We start from the raw sequence: 22,778 nt of genomic DNA, 5'->3' as shown, positions 1-22,778 counted from the left end.
CGGCTACTGCCGGATGATTATGCGCGTGTTCGCCAGACCCTCGGCCTTCGTCAGCGAGAACAGCTTGGCCGCATGGTCCGGCGCCAGGCGAACGCATCCGGCGGATGCCGGCCGGCCGAGCTTGTTCGTCTGATAGGTCCCGTGCACCGCGAAGTTTCCGTTGTAGAAGATCGAATACGGCATCGGCGCGTTGTTGTAGCGACTGGACTTGTGATGCCGCGACAGCCATTTCGCGCTCCAGTTTCCGGTCGGCGTCACCTTGCCCCGACGGGCAGTGGAAACCGGCCAGCGGCCGACAACCGTGCCGCGATGGATGACGGTCATGGTCTGGCTGGAGATCGATACGTTCGCCGTGAGCGTCGCGGCGGACGCAGCGGGAACCTGGAGGAGCGCGAGACCGACGGAGGCTGCGATCAGTGGTAGAAATCTTTTCATGACAGCGTTGCCTGTGATGAACCGACGCTATTAAGTCCCACGAATCGTTGCCAATTTATTGATGGCCGAGCACAACTGCCCGGCGAACTCGCGTCTCGATGCACTGGCTTGCCAGCATATGAGCGCGCGCTCATACTCCGACCCGGCCTGCGGCTTGCAGGCGTGGGAGGGGGACCAATGGTAAACTGGACGTCTATCGGCCGCCTTGCCGGTCTCTGCATAGCTGTCGTCCTGCTGGCTGCAACCGCAGCAGGGCTCGGCGGCGCGGCCGCTGCAACAGTCACGATCCAGCGCACGACCATCTATATCAACACGCTGCCGAAAGGCTGCGTGAAGACCGTCTACAACAATGGCGAGGTGGTCATCTGGAAATGCGGAAAGCTCTACTACCAGCCCTATAACGGCCGTTACGTCCGCGTTTACATCAGCTGAATCGGCAAGCCGCCCCCGGCGACCCGCGCCGGAGAAGTATCTGGTGCGGACGGTGGGACTCGAACCCACATGCCGTAAGGCGAGGGATTTTAAGTCTTCTGCGCGGCCCCCAAAAGGCTGAAAATGCGGCATTTTCGCGAAGAGCGAAGGCACCATTTGGGCACGGCGGGCACAGGATTGGTCACGAGTTTGATACCTCCGATCGTTGTCATTTCATCAGGGATATGTAATCCCCGGTATGCGCTGCGGGCGTGGAGGAATTGGTATACTCAAGGCACTTAAAATGCCTCGGCCCTAGGCCATGCGGGTTCAACTCCCGCCGCCCGCACCAAGCTTCCTAGCATTCAAGAAGGATTTCGCCTTGGCCAAGAAGCGAGCACAACAACAAATTCCCGCAGGACCACACAGCCTCGCGCTGCGGTTAGACGTGATGGGCATAACCGCATACATGACGAAACCTGCGATTGAAGAACTTATTAGCCAGTTGAAAAGGATAAGTGAGGCTGCTCCGGAGGAACTCTACGATGTGCATATTGCTATGCACTTTGGAGGCTGGAGTGGCGAAGGTGACTACATCCCTCCGAGTTTTGGTCACCACGACGGCCTCGGACCGGTCGTCAAAAAACTCCGTAATGAGAACAATCAACTGAAGGCTGGGATGTCACAGCAGGAGATTGAAATCGGCATTACACCCGACGAGGCATACCGCCCCTTCGACATCACCATCATGCACGTTACTCCCGAAGTAGTTCAGAAAGTTACGGCGGAAAACAACGAGCTCGATTTTTGACCCCTGCGTGGTCACAAAATCCCTTGTGAAAAAATATATCTGCGCGCTAAATTCGGCGAGAATGCTAAACCATTGGTTTTAAATGCTAATCTGGACAACGCAGATGTGGCGCGTGCATTGGTGACTGATATTTAGGAACAAGACCAAAAATACGACCTTAAACGAACGCCTAAGTCATTGATTACATTAAAGACGGAACACTAAAGGTTTTAAGTCCCTTGCGTCTACCGGTTCCGCCACGTCCGCGCCGCCCGTCTTTTCAGGCCCCGCGCACGAACCGTCAAGCGGCCCGGCGGCTTTCTCCGGCTGAAAAGGACACGGGGGCCTGTGTCGTCCCTCACCCGGCGTGCACCGGAACGCGCCAGCGGCACCGGCCGCTTTTGGCGGGCCAGCGTGTCGATCGTCTTGAAACACCGGCAAGCCTCGACGGCTATGCCGCCTTGGCCATGACGAGCCGCAGCCTGGTGCCTGCGATTCGCCCCTCTCCGATCCGGATCGGCTGCTCGGCATTGGCAAGCGAGGCGAGTTTCATCGCCTGCCCCATTCCAAGCCCGATCAGGACCACATCACCGAATTCCGCAGGCACGTTCTCGACAGTGTCGAGCACCGCCCACGTGCAAGTCGGTTCCTGCACGGCGACAAATCTTTTCATGGACGCAGCAAGCTCCCCAGCACAGTGCGAACGCCGCGAGACTATCCCGCACCGCCGCCATATGCCAGCCCCGGAGGCGGATTCGTCCGAATCAGGGGAACGGAAGGGGCAAGTTGGCCGTTCACGGGCTGCGGATCATCGAGATGCGTCATGGCCGCGGCATTTCGGGGCGGACCCTGTCGAACGGAGATTCTGGCATGAGCACCCCCGAGGAACGTGAGAACCGCGCTGCGAAGACGGATCGGGAGGCTTGGATCCTGCTTGTTGCCGAGCGGAAGGCGCGCGACGAGAAGACGGCCCGCCTCCGGGCGCTTCGCCAAGCGGCAAGCGAGCCACCGCCTGCGAGAAAAGCCAGGCGAAAGTCGAGCCGACCGAGCCGGCCCTAATCCGGGACGAGGCCCGGCAGCTCCGATCGAGCAAGGTTTCGTTAACCATCCTCACCGCGAACCTTGAACCACTGCCGCACCGCGCCGTTCTGCCTGGCGAGGTACCTCATGGACAACCACCACCGGAGATTTCGCTGCCTGCCCGAACCGTCGGGAACATGGATGGTGTGGGACGAGGCAACCGGCGCTGTCGCGACGCTCGGCGGCTGCGCGCTCCGGGGGCGCAGCGAGGAGCGCGCCAGGGCGGCCTGCGAGATCCTGAAGCGCATCTACCGGAACCGGCTCGACGCCGCTTCGATGCGCGACGCGAAACGTTCCGGCCTGGACCGCAGGCGGTCGGGCGGCCTGCGCCTCGCCAGCCGCTGATCGGCGAAGCGGCGGTTGCCGGTTACGCGAACGCTTTTGCGGCGATCCGCTTTATCATTGCAGCCACCCGGTCGCCCGCCATGAACTGCAGCATGTGCCCCTGGCCCTCGGCCAGGTCGAAATCCAGCCCGGCGATCTTTTCGCGCATCGGCAGCCCGTGCCGCCTGTAGTCGAGCACCCGGTCGGCCGCACCGAACATCATGGCGGCCGGCATCCCGATCTCGCCGTAGCGCTTCTCGATCTCCCCCAGATCCTTCTCGATCGCGACGATATCGCTCGACGTGGCGTAGATGTGGCTGGGTCTCAGCCCCAGCATGCCGCCGCCCGCGATGACATAGTCCTCCGGCCATTTCTGCGGACCGAACACGAAATCGAGGGTCTGCGGCGCATATTTCAGCGAGGTCGGCACGGCGACCGTCTGCGCCACCAGCCAGCGCTTGAGCTTCGAGGTGATGTAGAGGCTCCTGAACTCGGCCCGAATTTCGTCCTCCATATGCGTCAGCGGTGCGAGCGTCACGACGCCGGACACCGCGTCGGGGTGGTCGAGCGCCACCGTCAACGCCACCGCGCCGCCGAGCGAATGGCCGACCAGCAGCGGCTTCTCCAGCCCGAGCGCCTCGATGAATCCGGCGACGATGTCGGCCTGCTCCGGCAGCCGCGCGGTCGCCCCGGCGGCACGCACCGAATAGCCCGACCCCGGCCTGTCGAGGGCGATCAGGCGATAGCCGGCCAGCAACGGGAAGAGCGGATGGCGGAAGTGGTGCAACTGGCCGCCGAGCCCGTGAACGAAGACGATCGGACGCCCCTCGCCCGTGTCGACGTAATGAATGCGGTTGCCCGCGACATCGATGAACCTGCCGGACGCCGGCACCAGCCGCTCAGCCTCGCGGGCCGTGCGCTGGGTCGTCAGCACGAAATAGCCAGCGATGAAGGCCGCGATTAGCAATGCGGCGCCGACGATCCAGCCGATGACCAGAGCCATGATCTCCCCGCGGCCTGCAATTCTGCATGCAGACTATCGCGTTGAAGCCGGCGGACAAGCCGCCGGCCCGAAACGAGAACGGGCGGCCCAGATAGGCCGCCCGCCTTGCATTTGGTTAAAAACGCTCAGCCGTGGAGCTTGATGGTGATCTCGGCCATCCGCTTGCCCTGGAACTTCGCGCCTTCGAGTTCCTGCGCGGAGGGCTGGCGCGAGCCGTCGGTATCCGAAGTCGTGGTCATGCCGTAGGGCGAACCGCCGCGCACCACGTCGTTGCCCGACTGCCCCTGATAGGCATAGGACAACGGCACGATGATCATACCGTGATGCTGCAGCGAAGCCTGGGCGGAGAGGATCGCCAACTCGGCACCGCCATGCTGGGTGGCGGTCGACGACATCACGGTCGCGACCTTGTTGACCAGCGCGCCCTTGGCCCACAGCGGCCCCGTCTGGTCGAGGAAATTCTTGAGCTGCGCGGCCATCGCGCCATAACGCGTGGAGATGCCGAAGATGATGCCGTCGTACTTCTCGAGTTCCAGCGGCTCTGCGATCGGCGCGTCCTGGTCGAGCTTGTAGTAGGCAGCCTTGGCGACCGCCTCGGGAACCAGTTCCGGAACCCGCTTGATCGTCACGTCCGCTCCGGCTTCTCTCGCCCCTTCGGCGGCAGCCTTCGCCATCTGCTCCATGTGTCCCCAGCTCGAATAATAGAGGACCAGAATCTTCGCCATCGTATTTTTCTCCATCGAATTTTCGGCTCGCCGGATGCGCTCCGGCTGTGCACGCGGCGAACTTAGGATGGCGTTCGTTCAATGGAAGTAGTCGATATGCCTACGGATTGTTCACTGTATGCATAACGTTGCGGTCGGCGGGCCGTCGCGCTATCTGATGTGCGCTTTCCGAGGTTTCCCATGTCAGACATCGTCACCGCCGCCATGATCGTCATCGGCGACGAGATTCTCTCCGGCCGTACCAAGGACCGGAACATCGGTCACCTCGCCGACATGATGACCGCCGTCGGCATCGACCTGAAGGAAGTCCGCATCGTCCCCGACGAAGAGGATGAGATCGCCGCCGCGGTCAATGCGCTGCGCCACCGCTACGACTATGTCTTCACCACCGGCGGCATCGGTCCGACGCATGACGACATCACGGCCGACTCGGTTGCCAAGGCGTTCGGCGTGCCCTGCGACTACGACGCCAAGGCGATGGCGCTGCTTTCCGAGAGCTATGCCAGGCGCGGCATCGAGTTCAACGATGCCAGGAAGCGCATGGCGCGCATGCCGGTCGGCGCCACCCACATCGACAATCCGGTCTCCGCGGCGCCCGGCTTCAGGATCGGCAACGTCCATGTCATGGCCGGCGTGCCCTCGATCTTCCAGGCCATGCTCGACAATGTCGTGCCGACCCTGAGGACCGGCGCCAAGCTGCTCTCCGCCACCGTCCCGTGTCCGCATGGCGAAGGCATCATCGGCGGGCCGCTGGCCGAAATCCAGAAGGCGCATCCCGACACGATCATCGGCTCCTACCCGAAATATCTCGACGGCACCTTCCGCACCGATCTGGTCGTGCGTGCCCGCACCCAGGAAGCGCTGGACGCCGCCAGGAAGGCCGTCGAGGAAATGGTCGCGGCGCTTCCGCCAGCCGCATAGCCGTGCGGAACATGCACCCGGCACCAGGCGTTTATGTCGGGCAGTCCGGCCTGCGACTACACGCTGCTTGCGCGGCCGTGGAGAACCAATACAGTTCACAGGTGGTTGCTGCACTGCGCCTTTCCGTTGGGAGGAAGCCATGCCGTTCAAGACCATCCTTGCCATCATCCAGAGCGCGGAGGACGCCGAGCGCGTAAGCGATTGCGCCGGCGCGCTCGCCGCCCGCTACGAAGCGCATCTCATCGGCCTGCATGCCGAGGCGCTGCCTGTCCCCTACACCTCGACGATCGGATTCCCCGATGCCGAGTTCATCCAGGCTTCGACCGAGGTGAACCAGGAACGCTCGAAGAAGATCGAGGCGATCTTCAGGAAGCACACGACCGACGCCGGCATCGCTGCCGAATGGCGCAGCCTGGAGAGCTTCTCCGGCGACAGCGCCCATTCCGGCGTCGCCAGCGCCCGCAGTTGCGATCTCGTCGTCGCCGCCCAGTCCGGGTCGGACGGCGCTTCACCCGACGTCGACTCCCTGCTGTATGAGGCAGGCCGCCCGGTTCTGATCACCCCGCATGACGCCCCTTGCCTGGCCTCATTCCGGCGCGTGATCGTCGCCTGGAACGGAAGCCGCGAGGCGTCGCGCGCCACCTTCGACGCCCTACCCTTCATCCTCGAGGCCGAGAGCACCGAGATTCTGCTGGTCGACCCGCCTGAAAACCCTGATGTCGTCGAGGCGGGAGCCGACATCGCCGCCGCGCTCGAGCGCCACGGCGCCAACGTCACCGTCCACACCGAGGCGTCGGGCGGCCTCGCCACCGACGACGTCATCCGCGGCAGGCTCGCCGCTACCGGGGCCGATCTCCTCGTGCTCGGCGCCTACAGCCACTCCTGGCTACGCGAACTTCTCTTCGGCGGCGTCACCCGCACGGTGCTGCAATCCATGCCGGTAACCGCCTTCCTGTCGCGATAGCTGCGGAAATCGTCGCCATCGTCCGGGTCAAGGCTTGCCAGAGGCCCGGATTCCCGGCTAATTCCGCCTGCATTCCAACCGCCGGAGTGCAGCCGCATGTCGCTTCCCGAAAAGGCCTTTCCCGTCTCGTGGGACCAGTTCCATCGCGACGCCCGCGCGCTCGCCTGGCGGCTTGCCGGCGTCAATGGCGAATGGAAGGCGATCGTCTGCATCACCCGGGGCGGCCTCGTGCCGGCGGCGATCATCTCGCGCGAGCTCGGCATCCGCATGATCGAGACCGTCTGCGTCGCCTCCTACCACGACTACGCCTCGCAGGGTCAGCTCAAGGTGCTGAAGGAGATCACCCCTTCCCTCCTGGAGAATGACGGCGAAGGCGTGCTGATCGTCGACGACCTCACCGACACCGGCAAGACAGCCGGCGTCGTGCGCGCCATGCTGCCCAAGGCGCATTTCGCCACCATTTACGCCAAGCCGAAGGGCCGCCCGCTGGTCGACACCTTCGTCACCGAGGTCAGTCAGGACACCTGGATCTATTTCCCCTGGGACATGGGCTTCACCTATCAGAAGCCGATCGCCGACGACCACGCCGGCTGACCTCACTCTCCTGTTACGATCTTTGATCGGCCCCGTCACACCGGGGCTACAGAATCATGTTCAGGTGTCGGCTGTCGCGGGCTGACGCCTGCCGGCCCTTGCGCGAAGCTGGAATCTTGAAATCCCGAAAAGAATTTTTACTTTTATTATAGCTAATTAGCCTTAGAATTAATAAGGCGGCAAACGAATCGGAGCCGGGGACGTTATCCTCCTGATGATCATGAACGCGCTGACAAGCAACCAGTTGGTGGAAAGGGTGCGCCGTCTGTTCGGCAAGGTGCCTTGCCGCCTGCAGGTTGCCGCCTTGCCCTGGCGCACGGCCGGCGACGGCGTCGAAATCATGCTCATCACCAGCCGCGACACCGGCCGCTGGGTCCTGCCCAAGGGCTGGCCGGAGAATGACGAGAACCTCTACGACGCCGCGGCGCGCGAAGCCGCCGAGGAAGCCGGCCTCTCCGGCTCGGTCTCGCGCCAGCACGCCGGCCGCTACTACTATTCCAAGGCGCTGTCCTCAGGCGAAGACGTACCCTGCGAGGTGCTGGTCTATGCGCTTGAGGTCGACAAGGTCGCCGAGAAATGGAAGGAAAAGCGGCAGCGCAAGCGCAAATGGGTGACGCCCTCCGAGGCGGCGCGCATGCTCAACGAGCCGGACCTATGCAAATTGGTCTCGGCCTTCGGCGCCGACCCGCGCAGATTCGCAGCCTGAGCCTGGCCTAGACCCCGTAGCGTTCCGTGGCGATCAGCGCAGGCTCCACGCCGGCATTGATAGCATGCTGGGCCGCGTTCTCCACGAACGGGTTCGAGCCGCAGATGTAGATGCGCTTCGGCTTGCCGGGCAGCCTCGCGAGGCTGCCCGCGATCATCCCCGCATCGAGCCTGCCCTTCGATATCCCCGCCGGCGGCATTTCTTCACGCGTCAGGGTTGCAACCATGTCAAAGCCGTCGCCCCGGGCGCGCAGTTGTTCGAGCTCCTCGATATAAAGCAGGTCGCGCCGCGTGCGTGCCGAAAACAGCAGCAGCATCGGTGCGGACGAACCGGCGAGCGCCTTCTGCCGGGCCATCGACACGAAAGGCACGACGCCCGAGCCGCCACCGATCATGAGCATCGGCCCTGCATCCTCCACGCGCCAGATGAAATGGCCGCCGATCGGCTCGGAAAGCTCTATCTCGTCGCCGACCTCGACCACCTCATGGAAGAAAGGCGACACCTCGCCATCCTCCAGCCGCTCGATGGCGAGTTCGATGTGGCCGGTCGTATCTGGGGCCGAGGCGATCGAATAGCTGCGTTGCGCGCGGTAGCCGTCGGGCGCCGTCAGCCGCACGCTGACATGCTGCCCGGCGGTGAACGGGATGAATTCGGGCAGCTTGAAGAAAAAGCTGGAAACCGTCGGCGACCGCCGCACGATCTCGGTGACGACTCCCCTTTGCCAGCGCATGGAATTAGTCGTTCGTGTAACGCTGCTCCCGCCACGGATCGCCGTAGCGGTGGTAGCCGCGCAGTTCCCAGAAGCCGAGTTCATCCCTTTCGGTGAACTGCAGCCCGTTGATCCATTTGGCCGACTTCCAGAAATAGAGATGCGGCACCAGCAGTCGCGCCGGCCCGCCATGGTCGGGCGTGATCGGTTTGCCCTCGTAGCGTAGCGCGACCATGGCCCTGCCCCCGACAAGATCGGCGGTCGGCACGTTGGTCGTGTAGCCGTCATAGGAATGCGCCAGCGTGAAGTCGGCCGGCGGCTCGATATAGGCGTCGGCGAGGATGTCGTCGACCATCACCCCTTCCCACGCCGTGTCGAACTTCGACCAGGTGGTCACGCAGTGAATGTCGCGCGTCATCTTCGTCTGCGGCAGCGCGTTGAACTCGGCCCAGTTCCAGCGCTTCACCGGCCTGACGCCGTTCTTCAGCGTAAAGCTCCACTCCTCGGTCTTGATGCGCGGCGTCGGGCCGGCCGAAAGGACGGGAAAGCCGCTTTCGAGGAACTGGCCGGGCGGCAACCGTTCGGTCGTTCCCTCCGGGCCGCCCCGTCGTCCAACGAATCCCCGCGTCGCCATTGGAATGCCCCGTTGCAAGACCGTTATGAAGTCTTCCGTGCAACGATCCCACCCAAGCCCCGCAGGATCAAGCCCTATCGTTCCAATTGCTGGAAGCAAGGCGTCACATTGCATCGCAGCCCTGCTTTTGCACCGGACGATACAGCGCTGTAACACTTGTCTTGTAGCCGTCTTCGTAAGTTCAGCCAGGGAGCACGGAAGCGTGGACGCGAAGGACGTCGAAATCCACTCTCAAGAGCCGCAGCGGGGCACGGCTGCGGAAGTGTTCAGCGCCTTCCTCACCCTCGGCGTGACATCGTTCGGTGGGCCTGTCGCGCATCTCGGCTATTTCCACGAAGCCTTCGTCGTCCGCCGGAAGTGGATCGGCGAGGCCGCCTATGCCGATCTCGTTGCTCTCTGCCAGTTCCTGCCAGGCCCGGCCTCGAGCCAGGTCGGAATGGCGCTCGGGCTCCGCCGCGCCGGTTACGCTGGCATGCTGGCCGCCTGGGTGGCCTTCACCCTGCCCTCTGCGATCCTGCTTGTCGCTTTCGCCTGGGGAGCGGCCGCGATCGCTCCCGAAGCCGGCGGCTGGATCGAAGGGTTGAAGGCGGCCGCGGTCGCCGTCGTCGCGCAGGCCGTTATCGCCATGGCCGCCAGCCTGACGCCGGACCGTGAGCGTGCGACGGTCGCAGTAGTGGCAATGATCGTCGCCATGCTGGTGCCGACCGCTGCGGGACAGGTGCTCGCAATCGCCGCCGGCGGCATCGCCGGCCTCGTCTGGCTGCGTCCGTCGCTGCCGCAGATGACCCGCCACGATTCGCTTGCCGTTACGACCGGCAAGACTGCCGGCGTCGCGTTCCTGGCCGTCTTCGCCTTGCTGCTTGTCGCCTTGCCCCTGCTCGTTTCGTGGACCGCCGATCCGGTGCTCGCGATGATCGACAGCTTCTACCGCACCGGCTCGCTGGTCTTCGGCGGCGGCCACGTCGTGCTGCCGCTGCTGGAAGCGGAGGTGGTACAGACCGGTCGTGTCGGCGAGCAGGCGTTTCTCGCCGGTTACGGCGCGGCGCAGGCCGTTCCCGGCCCGCTCTTCGCGTTCGCCGCCTATCTCGGCGCGGTCTACACAAGCGCGCCTTCCGGCCTGCTTGGTGCAGCCATCGCGCTTGTCGCCATCTATCTGCCGTCGATGCTGCTCATCGTCGGCGTACTGCCTTTCTGGGAAGGGCTGCGCATGGCGCCACTCGCCCGCCGCGCGCTGCTCGGCGTCAATGCAGCGGTGGTAGGCCTGCTCGCCGCAGCGCTCTACGATCCCGTGTTCACGGTCGGCATCGTCTCCGGCAACGCCATGGCGATTGCGGCCGCCTCCTTCGTCGCGCTCACCGCCTGGAAGGCGCCGCCTTGGGCAGTCGTCGTGGCGGCCGGCGTCGCCGGTTTCCTGATCCTCTAGCGGGTTGTTCCGGCCGCACTCTGGAATTCCGGCCGTCCTTCCGCTATAGGCGACGCATCCTATGGAGCCTGGATGTCTCTGTCTGCTCAGACCCGGTAGTGCCCTGACCTCGTAGCGAGGCAGGGCATCAACACCTGAACCCCGTGCCGCGATCTCTCGCGGCTGCGGATTTTGGCGTTCGGCCGCGTGCCTGCTCTTCGTATCAGCAGCCCGGCCAGGTTACCGGAATTTCCCACATGGACATCTCGCGTTTGGAACAACGCGTTCTGCACCTGCTCGCGCAAGGCGGGCGGATTGAAATCGAAAAGCACAGCAAGCGCATCGCCGAGGTCGTCTGCCTCACCCGCGACGGCTGGCGCTATCCAGGGGTCGACCTCGAGCTTTTCAGGAAGCTGAAGCGCAAGAAGGCGGTATCGTCTTCGGACGGCGGCCCCTACCGCATCACGCGCAGGGGGCTCGAACTGGTGCGCGCGCAACTCGACAATAGGTAAGAAAGAGGATCCCGCCGGTTCTGGCCGGCGGGATCCGGATTTTCAGGCTGTGGCTATATAGCTGCGGATGTCCTCCGCCTCGCGCTCGACATCCTCTATGCGCCGCTTCACCACGTCGCCGATCGAGATGATGCCGTCGAGCTGCCCGTCCTTCTCCACCGGCAGGTGGCGGAAACGTCCGCGCGTCATGATCTCCATGACCTCATGGACCGTGTGATGCTCGTTGCAGATGTTGACCTTCGGCGTCATCACCTGGCGCACGGTAAGGTCAAGCGCGGCGGCCCCTTCCTTGCCGATGACACGCACGATGTCGCGTTCCGAGAGGATGCCGACCACCTTGCGGTCGCCATTGGTGACGACCAGCGCGCCGATGCGGTGTTCTGCCAGCAGCCTGATCGCCTCCGACAGTTTCTCGTTCGGCCCGAGCGTGAAAACATCATGTCCCTTGGCGTCGAGAATGGCTTTTACCGTCACCGCGTCCTCCTGCTTTTAGTGCGTCGACCGACCGCCCCCACTTATTGCTTGCGGGTCCAATCGTGCCGTTGGAACGCGACCTTTTCAAGAGGGTTAATCCGGTCGGGCAGCCGACGCTCAGATCCGGCGGCCGCCAACGAAGCTGGACACGAAGAAGAAGCCGACGACGAAGCCGCCTATATGCGCCTCCCAGGCGATCTGGCTGTCCTGGCCCGGCACGAAGCCGACCAGTCCGGTGACGATGTTGATCACCATCCAGACGGCGAGGAAGGCCACCGTTCCGCGCATGGTGAGCACCTGCGAGATCGGCAGCACCGGCCCGCCGAAAGCGGGACGGCCCGAGGAGCGGTCTATGCGGAATCCGAAGCGGGCCGCCGCCCCCATCATGCCGGAGATCGCGCCCGATGCGCCGACCAGCGGCGCCTGGCTGGTCGGATAGATCATGTAATGCAGCCCCGCCGCGGCAAGCGACGTGACGATCCAGAACAGCACGAAGCGCAGCGGCCCGGTGCGGTTTGCGAGCGGCGAGCCGAATGCCGCGAGCCAGATCATGTTGACGGCCAGATGCGCGATGCTGCCGTGCATGAGCGAATAGGTGACCGGCCCCGCCACCGGATAGAAGTCGAGCGGGATTTCGCCGCTGTAGAGGACCGGGATGAACGCCGCATGGAGCAGCAGCCAGAAATATTGCTGGTCGTCGAGCAGGTAGCTGCTGGCGAAATAGCCGGCCACGCAGATCGCGATGAAGGCGATCACCACGCCCGGCAGGTTGAACACCGGCTCCCGGCGGCGGGGTTCCCTGCTGTTGTCGGGCTCGGTGTTCGGCTGGGTCTCGGGGACCGGCTCTGTCATGCGCAATGGTTCCGGTGAGGTTTATCCGCGTTTAGTCGAGCCAGGCCCGAATCACAAAAGGAAAAGCCGGCCGGAACAGTGCGAATCACGAAAGAAAAAACCGTCCAGGGTTTCCCCTGAACGGTTGGTTGAGTCCCCCGACCCTCCCTAGAATTTGACTGGAAGTGCTGTCCTAACCCCGGATTTTGTATGCCACGGCGGCATTCGACCTGCAATGTAAACCCATTGTTAACCTTAATGACCCCGGTCCGTTAACAACCCCAAACCCCTGCTGGCACGCATCCTGCTGCACCCGGCATGTAGGTCGTCGGAGGGCGCCATTCTGTTCGGCGTTGGCACACCTAACGACCGGACGAGCGGAGCTAAGTGGCATGAAGCAGGACGGATCAATTGCGTTGTTCCACTATTGGAATCGCCTTCGCGACGGCCGCCCTGCCCCGAAACGGACCGAGATCGAGCCGGCCGACATCAAGACCCTGCTCGCAGACACCTTCATTCTGGAGCGGGATACACGCAGCGAGGCCGTGTTCCGGCTGGCTGGAAGCAGGCTCTGCGCTGCCCATGGCCGCGAGCTCAAGGGGTTTTCCTTCCCTTCGCTTTGGCAGGACAGGGACCGGAAACTGGTCGGCCGCCTTGTCCAGGGTGTCTTTGAATCCAGCAACGTCGTCGTCATCGCCTTCGAAGGCATCAGCAACAGCCAGCGCTCCAATCCTTTCGAGATGATCATCCTGCCGCTCGAAGGAGGCGCCGACAACCCGCGATGCCTGGGCGCGGTATCCGCAGTGCAAAAGCCGTTTTGGCTCGGCGCGGACCCGATCGTCGAAGCCCGGATCGTGTCGGTCCGCGTCGTCGATCCAGACGCCGAGCCGTTGTTCCTGAAGAACCGGCCGGCCATCGACGTTCCGGCCCTTTCTCCGACCGAACTACCGTCCGTGCAGGACCGCGGAATGGCCGGTTCGCGCCGGATCCGTCATCTTCTCGTGCTCGACGGCGGACGCGACTGACGCGCTTTTCCGTTAGCATCCGAAGGCCAAAACTTACCGCTTGTTAACCCCTATGGCGCTAATTTCGGCGGCGTATCTTCGTGCGGCTCGCGAAGGTTTCAGCGGAGGTTGAGGGAAGCGATGAGGTCAGCGGCGATCGACTATGCGCCGTCCGCGGCTGAAAGGCGTAGCTTCCAACGCGTCCGCGTGAAGATCTACGGCCGCTTCATGCTTGAAGACCGCTCCGAGCATCCCTGCCAGGTCATCGACATGTCGCCCGGCAACGTCTCGCTGCGCACCGACCGCATCGGCCAGCCCGGCGAGAGGATCATCGCCTACATCGACCACATCGGCCGTGTCGAAGGCGTCGTCACCCGCACCTTGCAGGACGGCTTCGCGATGACGGTCGTCGCGTCCGAGCGCAAGAAGGACAAGCTCGCCGCGCAGCTCACCTGGCTCGCCAACAAGCATGAGCTCGACCTGCCCGAAGATCGCCGGCACGAGCGCGTCGCGCCGCGCAATCCGATGAGCGTGCTCCATCTGCTCGACGGCCGCCAGTATCCCTGCCGCATCATCGATCTGTCCCTTTCCGGGGCGGCGATCGAGATCGAGGTCAAGCCTGCCGTCGGCATCCAGGTCACGCTAGGCACGATGCGCGGCCAGGTGGTGCGCCACTTCGAGGACGGCCTCGCCATCGAGTTCGCCGTCATCCAGCGCCCCGAGACGCTGGACAGCGAATTCGGCGGACGGATTTCGTAAAAAACGCTCCTGCCGTCACTTTTTTGCCGGACCGGCGCCGCCGCAGGCCCGTTCCGGGCCTCCCGCGCAACGCCTTGCCAGGCAAGGGCTCGATCTATCGGCCCAGACAATCTTAACCAAGCTTGTTGTGTATTTTATTCTCAATTCTTTACAACTAGTTCTTGATTTTACTCAAGATTCCGACCTGGTTTTTGCGTGAAGTAAATCGGGCCCTGCCATTGTCCTCCTCGAACGGGGAGACAAAAAATGTTCAAGAGGGCGGGGACGCCGTTGCTCCTTGCGGTGATGATCGGGCTCGGCGTCTGGGGAGACGCTGCCCAGGCCGGACCGGCCTTTATGCACACGGGCGGACGCACGACACAGCCGATCGGCCACTACGAATTCTGCCAGCGCGAGCCGGGCGAATGCCGCCAGAAGACGCCGAAGCAGGCGCCGATCGAACTGACGCGCCAGCTCTGGGCGACGATAATCGACATCAACAATGCTGTGAACGCTGCTGTGACCCCGCGCACCGACATGGAGATGTGGGGCAAGGAGGAGGTCTGGTCCTACCCCACCAATATCGGCGACTGCGAGGACTATGCGCTGGAGAAGCGCCGCCGCCTGATGGCGCTGGGCGTCCCGGCCGGCGATCTGCTGATGACGGTGGTGCGCCAGCGCAACGGCGACGGCCACGCGGTGCTGACGATCCGCACCAGCCACGGCGACTTCATCCTCGACAATCTCGAGCCGCGCGTGCTCGCATGGTCGGATACCGACTACACCTATCTGAAGCGCCAGTCCGAAAGGCACTCGGGCGCCTGGGTTTCCATCGACGACAGCCGCTCCGCCATCGCCGTCGGCAGCGTGAGGTGACGTACGAGAAGAAGTCCTGCCCACGGGTGTGATTTCAGGGAAAACCCGGTCGAGTCCCCACCCTCCCCGTCCCCAACGACCGGGTCAGGAGCCGGCCCCTTGTCCCCGGGGCCGGCTCCGCCGTTTCAGCCGACCTGCGCCAGGCCGCTGATGAACCGCTTGCCGTTGCGCACATAGTGCTCGGCCGCCGAGCGCAGCCCATTCACGGCTTCGTCGTCCAGCACGCGCACTACCTTCGCCGGCGAACCGATGATCAGCGAATTGTCGGGAAACTCCTTGCCCTCGGTCACCAGCGCATCGGCGCCGACCAGCGAATTCCTGCCGATCCTCGCGCCGTTCAGCACGATGGCGCCCATGCCGATCAGGCTGTTCTCGCCGATGCTGCAGCCATGCAGCAGCGCGCGGTGCCCGATCGTGCAACCCCGGCCTATCGTCAGCGGAAAACCGGGATCGGTGTGCATGACCGTATGCTCCTGCACATTGGTGCCTTCGCCGATCTCGATCAGCTCGTTGTCGCCGCGCAGCGCAGCACCGAACCAGACCGAGACGTCGCGACCGATGCTGATCCTGCCGATCAGAGTGGCGTCAGGCGCGATCCAGTTGCTGGCGCGGTCGGCGAAAACGGGTTCTATCCCGTCAATGGCATAGATCGGCATCATCATTCCTCTGTCTGTCCTCGCAGTGATTAAGAGGATCGGCACGCCATGTGCAAGGTCGACGGCGGGCAGATGCAGCGGCGCCTTTACCTTCCGTTTACCATGACCGCGCCAGAGTGGCCGGGATCGTCAGAAGAGATCTCCATGACACAGGCCTCATCGCTGGCCGGCGAGCCGCGCAACGCTCACGCGATCTCACCTTCCTTCGTGATGAAGGTCTTCTATGTCTTCGCCGCGCTTGCCCTGCTGTCGCTTGCCATCAGCGTCGGCGGCAAATGGTTCGGCCGCTCGATCGCGCTTGCCGGCCACACCGACGACACCACGCTCCACGAGATTGTCATCGGCAACAACGTGATCCTGGCGCCGGCCAACGCCGTCCGCTTCGACCGCCAGCGCCGCGACGGCGTGGCGGAGCGGCTCGACCTCTATCTGCGCTGGCCCGGGCTCGATGGCTACAGCGACGCCGCCCGCGACGACTTCAATCATGCCGGGGACTCGCGCAGGATCCTCTTCCTGTCCTTCGAGGAACGCATCATGTCGCGCGACATGAGCGGCCGTCTCCAGCCGATCTACGCATCCATGCTCGTCCGCCCCGGAACGGAAGGTCCCGGCGGCACGACGCTCTACGCTTTCGACGGCAGGTCGGGATACCAGAACGAGGTGCTGGCTGTCGCCGCCGGACCCGACGGCGAGACCTTCGTCGCGCGCTGCCTCGACGGAGAGAGTGCGGCGGAATCGCTCGCGCCCTGCGAGCGCGACATCCATGTCGGAAACGACCTAAGCCTGTCCTATCGCTTCCCGAAAGAACTGCTCGGCGACTGGCAGAAGCTCGACGCGGCGATTCGCGCCAAGGCGGCCTCTATGCTCAAGACCGCCGGCTGACGGACTTCACCGTCGAACCGAAGGGGCGCCTCAGTTCAGGTCGATGTCGAGGATCGCCATCGAGAAATTGTAATCGCCGTCCTCTTCGTCCTTGTAGACGAGGCCGATGAACTCGTCGCCGACATAGACCTCGGCCGAATCTTCCTTACGCGGGCGCGCCTTCACGTCCATGTTGGGGTTCTGGAACACGCGCTTGAAATAGGCGCTGAGCTTCCTGATTTCTTCCGGCTTCAATATTCTTCTCCGGTTGGATCGGTGCATGATCCGAAGCGCGAGCGGCTTCCAGTGGATCGTGCCTTCTCTGATTGGACGCGCTTCTGGCACGGCGCAGCCTGCGCTGTAAAGGCTGACCGGGCTATGCTCGACGCGATGCCATCACGAATGCGGCATGTGCAGTTGGACGGCCCGCCGCCTCAGATATCGAAGCTTACAACGTGGTCCATCGCCTGCGACGGCAGCAGCTGGTCCATCTGGCGGGACGGATGGTCGCAGCCGCTTTCGCCGACGACGCGGGCCGGCACACCGGCCACCGTCTTGTTGTGCGGCACAGGCGCCAGCACCACGGAACCAGCCGCGATCTTGGCGCAATGGCCGATCTCGATGTTGCCGAGGATCTTCGCGCCGGCGCCGATCAGCACGCCGTGGCGAATCTTCGGATGGCGGTCGCCGCCGGCCTTGCCGGTGCCGCCGAGCGTCACGCCGTGCAGGATCGAGACGTCGTCCTCGATCACCGCCGTCTCGCCGACGACAAGGCCGGTCGCATGGTCGATGAAGATGCCCTTGCCGATCTGCGCGGCCGGGTTGATGTCGGTCTGGAAGACCGACGAGGAGCGGCTCTGCAGGTAGAGCGCGAAATCCTTGCGGCCCTCCTTGTAGAGCCAGTGCGCGAGGCGGTGCGTCTGCACCGCATGGAAGCCCTTGAAATAGAGGACCGGCATCAGGAAGCGGTCGCAGGCCGGGTCGCGGTCGTAATAGGCCTGGATGTCGACGCGGACGATCGAGCTCCATTCCGGATCGGCCTTCAGCATCGCGTTGAAGCTCTGGCGGATGATGTCGGCGCCGAGATCCTGGTGCGCAAGCCGCTCGGCCAGGCGATGGATGACGGCATCCTCCAGGCTGTCCTGGTTGAGGATCGTCGCGTAGAGGAAGGCTGCGAGCAGCGGATCGCGCTCCACCGCCTCCGTCGCCTCTTCGCGGATGGCGGTCCAGATCGGATCAACCGGCTGGAGGTTGGGGCCGCGGGCCACGTTCAGCTTGTTCATGGGGTCTGCTCCCATTGCCTGTCTGCGCATTGGCCGTTCCTATAGAACGGATGATACCACTGTTGAACTCAATTTTCCTTAGTGCTCTTTCAAATGGAATTGGTTCATCCGGATTCAAGGCACGATGGCAAACGAACCCTTGATCGGCGAGGCGCTGAAAACCGAGCTTTCAGCACTCTACCACCAGCCCGGCCGTCACTATCACGGCATGGCCCACATCGAAGCACTGCTGGCGCTCCTGCACGAGCACCGGGCGGAACTGTCCGACCCGGAGGCCGTCGAGGCCGCGATCTGGTTCCACGACGCGGTCTATGACAGCCGCCGCAGCGACAACGAGGCGAGAAGCGCCGCCCTCGCCGTGGAAAGGCTCTCGTCCCGCATCACGCCCGCGCGGCTGTCGCGAATCGTCGCCATGATCGATGCCACGGCCACGCACACCCTGCCCGCCCTTCGCGGCCGTGGCGCCCGCGGCGATGCCGCCTTCTTCCTCGACATGGACCTGTCGATACTCGGCGCCCCCAGAGGAACATTCGATTCCTACGAGGCGGCCGTCAGGCGCGAATACGCATGGGTGGATGACAAGGCATGGCGGTCGGGCCGTGCGGCGGTGCTGAGGAAATTCCTCGCCCGTCCCCTGATATTCCACACGGAAGCCTTCAGGCAGCGCTACGAGGCTGCTGCCCGTGGGAACATCGAGCGTTCGATCGCGGCGCTGGCCGGCGGCGGCCGACTTGCGCCCGGACGCGACGAATCGGCCTAGACGACGATCTAGCGGCCGTTCCCGCTCGCGCCGTTGCGGCGACGCCGCCTTTTCTCCCACCAGACCTCCAGCCGGCGGCGACGCCGCCGCACCCAGGCCAGGTCGTGCGAAAGCACCAGCAGGCCGAGCGGGATCATCCAGAAGCCCAGCACGGGCAGGAAGCCGAACATGCCGAAGACGACGAGCAGCGTGCCGATCGTCATCCGGACCGGGCGCGAGTGCGGCAGCGGCATGGTGCGGCCGAACAGGCGGATTCTGCGGCGGGGCAAAGCGTTGCAGTCGCTGTCTTTTTCGGTCGTTCCGGTCATACGGATAATTTGCGCGCCATCGCTTGTTGTCGCACCCCGGCGACCTACATGGACATGTGGAATGCCCATATGATGCGTTCTGGCTGAAATTGCGAGCAGGCCGCGAAAGGAAGCAGCCGAAAAAGTTCCTTTCGCCCCTTTGCAAATGCAAAAGGTGTGCTATTAGCAGCCCGCGTTCACGCGAGCCTGTTCCCTGATAGCTCAGCTGGTAGAGCGTTCGACTGTTAATCGAATGGTCGCAGGTTCGAGTCCTGCTCAGGGAGCCATCTACCTCATCTAACGCCTTGTAAAGCAAGGGAAATCGCCAAAACGGCGCTTCCCTTCCCCGCTTTCCCTCCCCGCTTTTGAGCAACACACATATTTTATCGCCGGGCCGAGCAGAGCCGTGCTAACGCGAGGGAATGACCGATCAATCACCCATCAAAAGCGTTGCCGTCGAATACTCAGGCGGCCTGTGGTGGGTCACGATCATCGAAGACGGGCAGCAGTACCGGCAGTCGTTCGAGTCGCAGGAGTTCGCCGAGAACTTCGCAACAGGCCAGCGCATTCGGCTTGGGATCGAGGAATAGCGCCTTGTTCCAAACGCAATGATATCCTATCTAACGAACATCGCACTGTGATGGAGCGGGAAGGTCTGGGCAGATAGCCCGTGAGATCCCCCAAAAGCGGTTGCGGTTATTTGTACCGGTCGACGGCTTGGTGACCATGAAGGAACCGGCACCAAGCAAGTCTCGGGAACGAAGGAAAGCGGGCTAGCAGCCCGCTTTTTTGTTGCATGCACGAAAAAGCCCGCCCCGGAGGGTGGCGGGACGGGCAATGTAAGCGGCCGAATTTTAGGGGGCCGGTGGGTGACGGCCGCCGACATATTAGCAAACCAGCAAGAAAAAGCCCGCCGAAGCGGGCTTCTCTCTCCGAATGAGGCGGCGCCTACTCGCCGTCTTCGTAGCCGTCGTCGAAGCCCATGCCGGTAAGCTCGCTCTCGCGGAACCACTTCTTGATGTACTTTCCGTCCCGGTCATATCCGCACAGGAGGCGGTCGCCGCGGCGCCCGTAGATGGCCACGAGAATTGTGGCGAGTTCGCCGACTTGAATGGGCTTGGGTTCGTTAACCTCGATCTCGGTGTTGTAGATTGCGGCCGGCGCTACCCGCGCGGCGGGCACCTGCTGTGAACTTGCAAGCATATTTCCCTCCATAAAATGTACGCACCCGCCATCTTTGGCGTGCGTTGACAGTATTATGAGTCTAGAAACTTCGCAAGACAGAAAATATGAATCTATGACACCCTAATTTGAAGCTAATACGCCCTATAACGAACCGATTTAACGATTTAATACTATGACATTATTTCGGTAAAGCGGTAGGTATTATTGTTGCTCCTCCATAGAAGCGGCACGACTTGCCCGCGTTCAAAGAGCGCGGCATGCTGTCCTCAGGTCGGGAGGGCGTCATGAAAATCATCTGGTCCGGTCGCACGCACGATCCTGTGCGATATGGTCGCTTCGAAGGCAAAGTCGTCGCGGAGATTCACACTCTCGGGACGCACACTCATGTCAATCGAAACAACGACATCTATTCCGTAACAGTGCTGGGCAAGCAGTTGGCGCAACGCTACCGGTACGTCGACGAGGCGAAACGCGCTGCCGTAGCTAAGTTGCGATCTTCGCTCAGACGGACGTGAAGCAGGCGGGCAACCCTGGCGTGAGGCTGCGGGATTGGTAGCGATAAAATGAGTAATTTAAGGCAAATCTCGGGAAATATTGGGCTCTACCATACAGCGAGAGAGCTTTCTCGCGTAGGGTGGAACGTTATGCCCACTGTGCGGAACGCCAAGGGAGCGGATCTTTATGCGTCATCTGATGATGAGCGTACAATCCATCCGATTCAGGTAAAGGCTCATGCAGGAAAACCACAGGATACAAGCCTTGGAATTAACCCCGAGCGGCTTGTCACGCCCTGGTGGATAATAGTTGTTTACGCGAGCACGCCGGACATCGCATGTTACATTTTTACGCTCGATGAAATTAGGCATCGAATGCAACGCGACCCGGGAACAAGGAGCGGCAAACCTGAGTCTGAACGCGGCTACTGGCTGCCTCGACGACACTACACGCCAGGTAACGCGGGAGAAGACAAAGACTTTCGAGATGCTTGGTCGAGGCTCGGGATTCCTAGATGAACGATCGCTACAACGATCGTACGAGTTCATCATCCCAAGTGTCCGACCAAAGCTCGGTCTTCGCATCGGAGGCTAATCCGTTCGATTCCGGGGCGAGGCCTCCACCGCCCCCCCTAATCCTCCCGCGACCGTTCTTTAGCAAGCCAGGCACGCAAGCCGCGCCATCCACTACCTTATTAGGTGTCCTACCAGGGGCCACACGATTAGCACGCTGACGGCGGTGCAGAAAACGCAGGCAATGATGGTCACGACTCGCTCCAGCGTTTGCTCACTATCTGCGGGGCTATGCGATTGCTGAGACAAGTGCCTGCTCCTCTCTAACTCGTCCACGAATGGTGTACCTGGGCGCCGCCGGATCATCTCGGCAGAAGGCGCTTCATCTTACAGCCATGACAGCATGAAAAAAATCAGGGCTATGCCTACGACGCATCCCGCGAGCAGGATCAATGCAATCGTCGGGGTCATGGCGGCTACCTTTATGGTGGACGACCGACCAACTGGCCGTAAAAGCGCGCCCTGGATAAGCGCTCCTAGCAGTTTGGAGCCAACCGGCAAAGCGCAATTCCTTCGTCCGAGGGCTCAAATACCATGCGAGGAAATCTCCACAACATGCTACGGTGACTTTCGATCCTCGAAAGGATCTTCCGCTGCCATGCGTTCGACCCCCCACCTAAACGATCAACGGTTCGATCCACCCGTCACAGTTTTTACTGACCCGGCTGGGGGACAAACTGTGATTTCAGACATCAGGGCCTGTGGCGAGTTTCTACATAAGCGGTGGCCGAGCAAGCGAACTGACAAGCGCCGTTCCGCGCTTCGCGCATGCTCCGATGTCGAATCCGGCAACCAGTCAACGGAAACCGCGCGCCTCGCTTTCATAGCTGCTGCGCGCGAAGTGGGCATTCTGGTAAACCCGTGACCGAACCCATGGGCTCTGAACGCGAGATCGGTGTGGTTTGCCGGCATTGCGGGCGCGTCGAAAAAAAGACAATCGGCTGGCTCCGGGTTAATACTGAGTTTTTGTGTCGTGGATGCGGCCGCGACACTGACGTTAGCAGCGAGCAGTTCAAGCGCGTCGATTAAAAAACCCGACGCTGCCGCGCGATGCGTGCTAGCGTCGCTTTGGCGCTACCCCACCCATTGGGGCCTAGCGACGGGGCTGGCGGCGAGAGGTGGTCGGGTCGCCAGCCTGCTACCTCCCCCAACGTCGCCCCTGATTGACAATCCCTTGCCGCCGCGCGCCTGATGGCTGATTGCCGCCACGCACGCGAACACGTGGTGGCTGCCCGCCGTGTGGAAGTCAGCAGCACGGCGGGCTCTTTTTTCTCCGACATTGCCCCGGCCGTGTTTTCGGGCCTACCATGGCCTTGGTGGTCCGACATGGCTACCCGCAGAGCCGGCGCGGCTGCAGAGCCCCAATCTCTCCCGCTCGCGCCGGCTTCGCCGGTCAGGGCCGGATTCCATCAGCCGTTGACATCCCCTCCCGCGCGCGCTCGTATTTGCGTTGGTGAAATGAGAAGCCCTCTAATGCCGCGTTTGCCGGCGCGGGATCAATTCGACGAGCGCACTAACGCGGTGAACGACAATCGGCCGCCCGCCG

General features: G+C 62.8%; 29 protein-coding genes and 2 tRNA genes. 18 read left to right on the top strand and 13 right to left on the bottom strand.

All coding sequences use genetic code 11. From position 1 onward, the window contains the following. Positions 1-3 precede the first annotated feature (3 nt). Positions 4-435 carry a L,D-transpeptidase gene (locus D8676_RS20010; RefSeq protein ID WP_121582866.1) on the bottom strand — a complete coding sequence of 144 codons (432 nt, stop codon included), beginning with the start codon at positions 433-435 and terminating at the stop codon, positions 4-6. A 177-nt stretch (positions 436-612) separates the two neighbouring features. Between D8676_RS20010 and D8676_RS20005 the strand changes: the two genes are divergently transcribed. From D8676_RS20005 to D8676_RS19995, 3 genes are all read left to right on the top strand, one after another. Further along, entirely contained in the window at positions 613-867 is a 255-nt protein-coding gene (locus D8676_RS20005) for a hypothetical protein (protein ID WP_121582865.1), read from the top strand. A gap of 245 nt (positions 868-1,112) precedes the next feature. Then, positions 1,113-1,198: transfer RNA gene (locus tag D8676_RS20000), tRNA-Leu, on the top strand. Between the two features lie 30 nt (positions 1,199-1,228). Next, positions 1,229-1,657 (top strand): hypothetical protein, encoded by a 429-nt coding sequence (locus D8676_RS19995; protein ID WP_121583023.1) that lies wholly within the window; start codon positions 1,229-1,231, stop codon positions 1,655-1,657. Between the two features lie 430 nt (positions 1,658-2,087). Here the strand turns inward: D8676_RS19995 and D8676_RS19990 are convergent, their stop codons facing one another. Beyond that, complete coding sequence (locus D8676_RS19990) at positions 2,088-2,309, bottom strand: hypothetical protein (RefSeq protein ID WP_121582864.1); 222 nt, start codon at positions 2,307-2,309, stop codon at positions 2,088-2,090. A gap of 494 nt (positions 2,310-2,803) precedes the next feature. Here D8676_RS19990 and D8676_RS19980 point away from each other — a divergent pair, with 494 nt between their 5' ends. Then, entirely contained in the window at positions 2,804-3,061 is a 258-nt protein-coding gene (locus D8676_RS19980; protein ID WP_147448229.1) for a hypothetical protein, read from the top strand. A gap of 22 nt (positions 3,062-3,083) precedes the next feature. On the opposite strand, the gene D8676_RS19975 is transcribed toward D8676_RS19980, so the two are convergent. Then, positions 3,084-4,043 (bottom strand): alpha/beta fold hydrolase, encoded by a 960-nt coding sequence (locus D8676_RS19975; protein ID WP_121582862.1) that lies wholly within the window; start codon positions 4,041-4,043, stop codon positions 3,084-3,086. A 125-nt stretch (positions 4,044-4,168) separates the two neighbouring features. Beyond that, a complete protein-coding gene (gene wrbA, locus D8676_RS19970) occupies positions 4,169-4,768 on the bottom strand; it encodes an NAD(P)H:quinone oxidoreductase (RefSeq protein WP_121583021.1) in 600 nt (199 codons plus the stop codon). A gap of 180 nt (positions 4,769-4,948) precedes the next feature. Between wrbA and D8676_RS19965 the strand changes: the two genes are divergently transcribed. The 4 genes from D8676_RS19965 (at position 4,949) to D8676_RS19950 (ending at position 7,953) form a co-directional block, all read left to right on the top strand. Continuing rightward, positions 4,949-5,689 (top strand): competence/damage-inducible protein A, encoded by a 741-nt coding sequence (locus D8676_RS19965; RefSeq protein ID WP_121582861.1) that lies wholly within the window; start codon positions 4,949-4,951, stop codon positions 5,687-5,689. A 139-nt stretch (positions 5,690-5,828) separates the two neighbouring features. Continuing rightward, entirely contained in the window at positions 5,829-6,653 is an 825-nt protein-coding gene (locus tag D8676_RS19960) for a universal stress protein (RefSeq protein WP_121582860.1), read from the top strand. Between the two features lie 96 nt (positions 6,654-6,749). After that, a complete protein-coding gene (gene gpt / locus D8676_RS19955; RefSeq protein ID WP_121582859.1) occupies positions 6,750-7,247 on the top strand; it encodes a xanthine phosphoribosyltransferase in 498 nt (165 codons plus the stop codon). Positions 7,248-7,467: 220 nt separating this feature from the next. Beyond that, positions 7,468-7,953 (top strand): NUDIX hydrolase, encoded by a 486-nt coding sequence (locus tag D8676_RS19950; protein WP_245426938.1) that lies wholly within the window; start codon positions 7,468-7,470, stop codon positions 7,951-7,953. A 7-nt stretch (positions 7,954-7,960) separates the two neighbouring features. On the opposite strand, the gene D8676_RS19945 is transcribed toward D8676_RS19950, so the two are convergent. Continuing rightward, the gene (locus D8676_RS19945) at positions 7,961-8,683 is read right to left on the bottom strand and encodes a ferredoxin reductase (protein ID WP_121582857.1); all 723 of its coding nucleotides are present in this window, start codon (positions 8,681-8,683) and stop codon (positions 7,961-7,963) included. A gap of 4 nt (positions 8,684-8,687) precedes the next feature. After that, on the bottom strand, positions 8,688-9,296 hold the full coding sequence (locus D8676_RS19940) for a sulfite oxidase-like oxidoreductase (protein ID WP_121582856.1): 609 nt from the start codon (positions 9,294-9,296) through the stop codon (positions 8,688-8,690). Positions 9,297-9,498: 202 nt separating this feature from the next. Between D8676_RS19940 and chrA the strand changes: the two genes are divergently transcribed. Beyond that, positions 9,499-10,719, top strand: coding sequence for a chromate efflux transporter (gene chrA / locus D8676_RS19935; RefSeq protein WP_245426934.1), 1,221 nt, complete (start codon positions 9,499-9,501; stop codon positions 10,717-10,719). Positions 10,720-10,955: 236 nt separating this feature from the next. After that, positions 10,956-11,210: a YjhX family toxin gene (locus tag D8676_RS19930; protein WP_121582854.1), complete on the top strand. Its 255-nt coding sequence runs from the start codon at positions 10,956-10,958 to the stop codon at positions 11,208-11,210. A 42-nt stretch (positions 11,211-11,252) separates the two neighbouring features. Here D8676_RS19930 and D8676_RS19925 read toward each other — a convergent pair whose 3' ends face one another. Both D8676_RS19925 and D8676_RS19920 read right to left on the bottom strand, forming a co-directional pair. Beyond that, positions 11,253-11,684, bottom strand: coding sequence for a CBS domain-containing protein (locus tag D8676_RS19925; RefSeq protein WP_121582853.1), 432 nt, complete (start codon positions 11,682-11,684; stop codon positions 11,253-11,255). Between the two features lie 117 nt (positions 11,685-11,801). Beyond that, entirely contained in the window at positions 11,802-12,536 is a 735-nt protein-coding gene (locus tag D8676_RS19920) for a rhomboid family intramembrane serine protease (protein ID WP_121582852.1), read from the bottom strand. Positions 12,537-12,907: 371 nt separating this feature from the next. On the opposite strand from D8676_RS19920, the gene D8676_RS19915 reads away from it, so the two are divergent. The 3 genes from D8676_RS19915 to D8676_RS19905 all read left to right on the top strand — a co-directional run bounded on the left by D8676_RS19915 (position 12,908) and on the right by D8676_RS19905 (position 15,133). Continuing rightward, positions 12,908-13,540, top strand: a complete 633-nt coding sequence (locus tag D8676_RS19915) for a PAS domain-containing protein (protein ID WP_121582851.1) — start codon at positions 12,908-12,910, stop codon at positions 13,538-13,540. 120 nt (positions 13,541-13,660) lie between these two features. Then, positions 13,661-14,278 carry a PilZ domain-containing protein gene (locus tag D8676_RS19910; RefSeq protein ID WP_121582850.1) on the top strand — a complete coding sequence of 206 codons (618 nt, stop codon included), beginning with the start codon at positions 13,661-13,663 and terminating at the stop codon, positions 14,276-14,278. A gap of 246 nt (positions 14,279-14,524) precedes the next feature. Then, on the top strand, positions 14,525-15,133 hold the full coding sequence (locus D8676_RS19905; RefSeq protein WP_121582849.1) for a transglutaminase-like cysteine peptidase: 609 nt from the start codon (positions 14,525-14,527) through the stop codon (positions 15,131-15,133). A 125-nt stretch (positions 15,134-15,258) separates the two neighbouring features. On the opposite strand, the gene D8676_RS19900 is transcribed toward D8676_RS19905, so the two are convergent. After that, on the bottom strand, positions 15,259-15,789 hold the full coding sequence (locus tag D8676_RS19900) for a gamma carbonic anhydrase family protein (protein WP_121583020.1): 531 nt from the start codon (positions 15,787-15,789) through the stop codon (positions 15,259-15,261). Positions 15,790-15,999: 210 nt separating this feature from the next. On the opposite strand from D8676_RS19900, the gene D8676_RS19895 reads away from it, so the two are divergent. Next, positions 16,000-16,671 carry a hypothetical protein gene (locus tag D8676_RS19895; RefSeq protein ID WP_121583019.1) on the top strand — a complete coding sequence of 224 codons (672 nt, stop codon included), beginning with the start codon at positions 16,000-16,002 and terminating at the stop codon, positions 16,669-16,671. 30 nt (positions 16,672-16,701) lie between these two features. On the opposite strand, the gene D8676_RS19890 is transcribed toward D8676_RS19895, so the two are convergent. Next, complete coding sequence (locus tag D8676_RS19890) at positions 16,702-16,905, bottom strand: DUF3126 family protein (RefSeq protein ID WP_121582848.1); 204 nt, start codon at positions 16,903-16,905, stop codon at positions 16,702-16,704. 179 nt (positions 16,906-17,084) lie between these two features. Further along, a complete protein-coding gene (gene cysE, locus D8676_RS19885; RefSeq protein ID WP_121582847.1) occupies positions 17,085-17,933 on the bottom strand; it encodes a serine O-acetyltransferase in 849 nt (282 codons plus the stop codon). 124 nt (positions 17,934-18,057) lie between these two features. Here cysE and D8676_RS19880 point away from each other — a divergent pair, with 124 nt between their 5' ends. Then, positions 18,058-18,693, top strand: a complete 636-nt coding sequence (locus D8676_RS19880) for a hypothetical protein (protein ID WP_121582846.1) — start codon at positions 18,058-18,060, stop codon at positions 18,691-18,693. 8 nt (positions 18,694-18,701) lie between these two features. On the opposite strand, the gene D8676_RS19875 is transcribed toward D8676_RS19880, so the two are convergent. Continuing rightward, complete coding sequence (locus D8676_RS19875; RefSeq protein WP_121582845.1) at positions 18,702-19,001, bottom strand: PGPGW domain-containing protein; 300 nt, start codon at positions 18,999-19,001, stop codon at positions 18,702-18,704. A 190-nt stretch (positions 19,002-19,191) separates the two neighbouring features. Here D8676_RS19875 and D8676_RS19870 point away from each other — a divergent pair. Together D8676_RS19870 and D8676_RS27430 are read left to right on the top strand one after the other, a co-directional pair. Beyond that, positions 19,192-19,267, top strand: a tRNA-Asn gene (locus D8676_RS19870). 135 nt (positions 19,268-19,402) lie between these two features. Then, entirely contained in the window at positions 19,403-19,570 is a 168-nt protein-coding gene (locus D8676_RS27430) for a hypothetical protein (protein WP_183097175.1), read from the top strand. A 358-nt stretch (positions 19,571-19,928) separates the two neighbouring features. On the opposite strand, the gene D8676_RS19865 is transcribed toward D8676_RS27430, so the two are convergent. Continuing rightward, positions 19,929-20,183 (bottom strand): hypothetical protein, encoded by a 255-nt coding sequence (locus D8676_RS19865; protein ID WP_121582844.1) that lies wholly within the window; start codon positions 20,181-20,183, stop codon positions 19,929-19,931. 266 nt (positions 20,184-20,449) lie between these two features. Between D8676_RS19865 and D8676_RS19860 the strand changes: the two genes are divergently transcribed. Continuing rightward, positions 20,450-20,680: a hypothetical protein gene (locus D8676_RS19860; RefSeq protein ID WP_121582843.1), complete on the top strand. Its 231-nt coding sequence runs from the start codon at positions 20,450-20,452 to the stop codon at positions 20,678-20,680. Positions 20,681-22,778: the final 2,098 nt, after the last annotated feature.

The organism is Mesorhizobium sp. YM1C-6-2 (genome assembly GCF_003666685.1).
Lineage (GTDB): Bacteria > Pseudomonadota > Alphaproteobacteria > Rhizobiales > Rhizobiaceae > Mesorhizobium_K.
The sequence above is the reverse complement of the archived record's forward strand: the minus strand, read 5'-3'. Positions and strand labels throughout refer to the sequence as shown.

Bases quoted from the DNA above. Each gene is read 5' to 3' on its own strand.
- D8676_RS19960 (WP_121582860.1), top strand. From the start codon at position 5,829: ATGCCGTTCAAGACCATCCTTGCCATCATCCAGAGCGCGGAGGACGCC.
- D8676_RS27430 (WP_183097175.1), top strand. From the start codon at position 19,403: ATGACCGATCAATCACCCATCAAAAGCGTTGCCGTCGAATACTCAGGC.
- D8676_RS20010 (WP_121582866.1), bottom strand. From the start codon at position 435: ATGAAAAGATTTCTACCACTGATCGCAGCCTCCGTCGGTCTCGCGCTC.
- D8676_RS19965 (WP_121582861.1), top strand. From the start codon at position 4,949: ATGTCAGACATCGTCACCGCCGCCATGATCGTCATCGGCGACGAGATT.
- D8676_RS19920 (WP_121582852.1), bottom strand. From the start codon at position 12,536: ATGACAGAGCCGGTCCCCGAGACCCAGCCGAACACCGAGCCCGACAAC.
- D8676_RS19950 (WP_245426938.1), top strand. From the start codon at position 7,468: ATGAACGCGCTGACAAGCAACCAGTTGGTGGAAAGGGTGCGCCGTCTG.
- D8676_RS20005 (WP_121582865.1), top strand. From the start codon at position 613: ATGGTAAACTGGACGTCTATCGGCCGCCTTGCCGGTCTCTGCATAGCT.
- D8676_RS19945 (WP_121582857.1), bottom strand. From the start codon at position 8,683: ATGCGCTGGCAAAGGGGAGTCGTCACCGAGATCGTGCGGCGGTCGCCG.
- cysE (WP_121582847.1), bottom strand. From the start codon at position 17,933: ATGAACAAGCTGAACGTGGCCCGCGGCCCCAACCTCCAGCCGGTTGAT.
- D8676_RS19880 (WP_121582846.1), top strand. From the start codon at position 18,058: ATGGCAAACGAACCCTTGATCGGCGAGGCGCTGAAAACCGAGCTTTCA.
- D8676_RS19930 (WP_121582854.1), top strand. From the start codon at position 10,956: ATGGACATCTCGCGTTTGGAACAACGCGTTCTGCACCTGCTCGCGCAA.
- D8676_RS19860 (WP_121582843.1), top strand. From the start codon at position 20,450: ATGAAAATCATCTGGTCCGGTCGCACGCACGATCCTGTGCGATATGGT.
- D8676_RS19900 (WP_121583020.1), bottom strand. From the start codon at position 15,789: ATGCCGATCTATGCCATTGACGGGATAGAACCCGTTTTCGCCGACCGC.
- D8676_RS19910 (WP_121582850.1), top strand. From the start codon at position 13,661: ATGAGGTCAGCGGCGATCGACTATGCGCCGTCCGCGGCTGAAAGGCGT.
- wrbA (WP_121583021.1), bottom strand. From the start codon at position 4,768: ATGGCGAAGATTCTGGTCCTCTATTATTCGAGCTGGGGACACATGGAG.
- gpt (WP_121582859.1), top strand. From the start codon at position 6,750: ATGTCGCTTCCCGAAAAGGCCTTTCCCGTCTCGTGGGACCAGTTCCAT.
- D8676_RS19905 (WP_121582849.1), top strand. From the start codon at position 14,525: ATGTTCAAGAGGGCGGGGACGCCGTTGCTCCTTGCGGTGATGATCGGG.
- D8676_RS19990 (WP_121582864.1), bottom strand. From the start codon at position 2,309: ATGAAAAGATTTGTCGCCGTGCAGGAACCGACTTGCACGTGGGCGGTG.
- D8676_RS19975 (WP_121582862.1), bottom strand. From the start codon at position 4,043: ATGGCTCTGGTCATCGGCTGGATCGTCGGCGCCGCATTGCTAATCGCG.
- D8676_RS19895 (WP_121583019.1), top strand. From the start codon at position 16,000: ATGAAGGTCTTCTATGTCTTCGCCGCGCTTGCCCTGCTGTCGCTTGCC.
- D8676_RS19865 (WP_121582844.1), bottom strand. From the start codon at position 20,183: ATGCTTGCAAGTTCACAGCAGGTGCCCGCCGCGCGGGTAGCGCCGGCC.
- D8676_RS19940 (WP_121582856.1), bottom strand. From the start codon at position 9,296: ATGGCGACGCGGGGATTCGTTGGACGACGGGGCGGCCCGGAGGGAACG.
- D8676_RS19875 (WP_121582845.1), bottom strand. From the start codon at position 19,001: ATGACCGGAACGACCGAAAAAGACAGCGACTGCAACGCTTTGCCCCGC.
- D8676_RS19980 (WP_147448229.1), top strand. From the start codon at position 2,804: ATGGACAACCACCACCGGAGATTTCGCTGCCTGCCCGAACCGTCGGGA.
- D8676_RS19915 (WP_121582851.1), top strand. From the start codon at position 12,908: ATGAAGCAGGACGGATCAATTGCGTTGTTCCACTATTGGAATCGCCTT.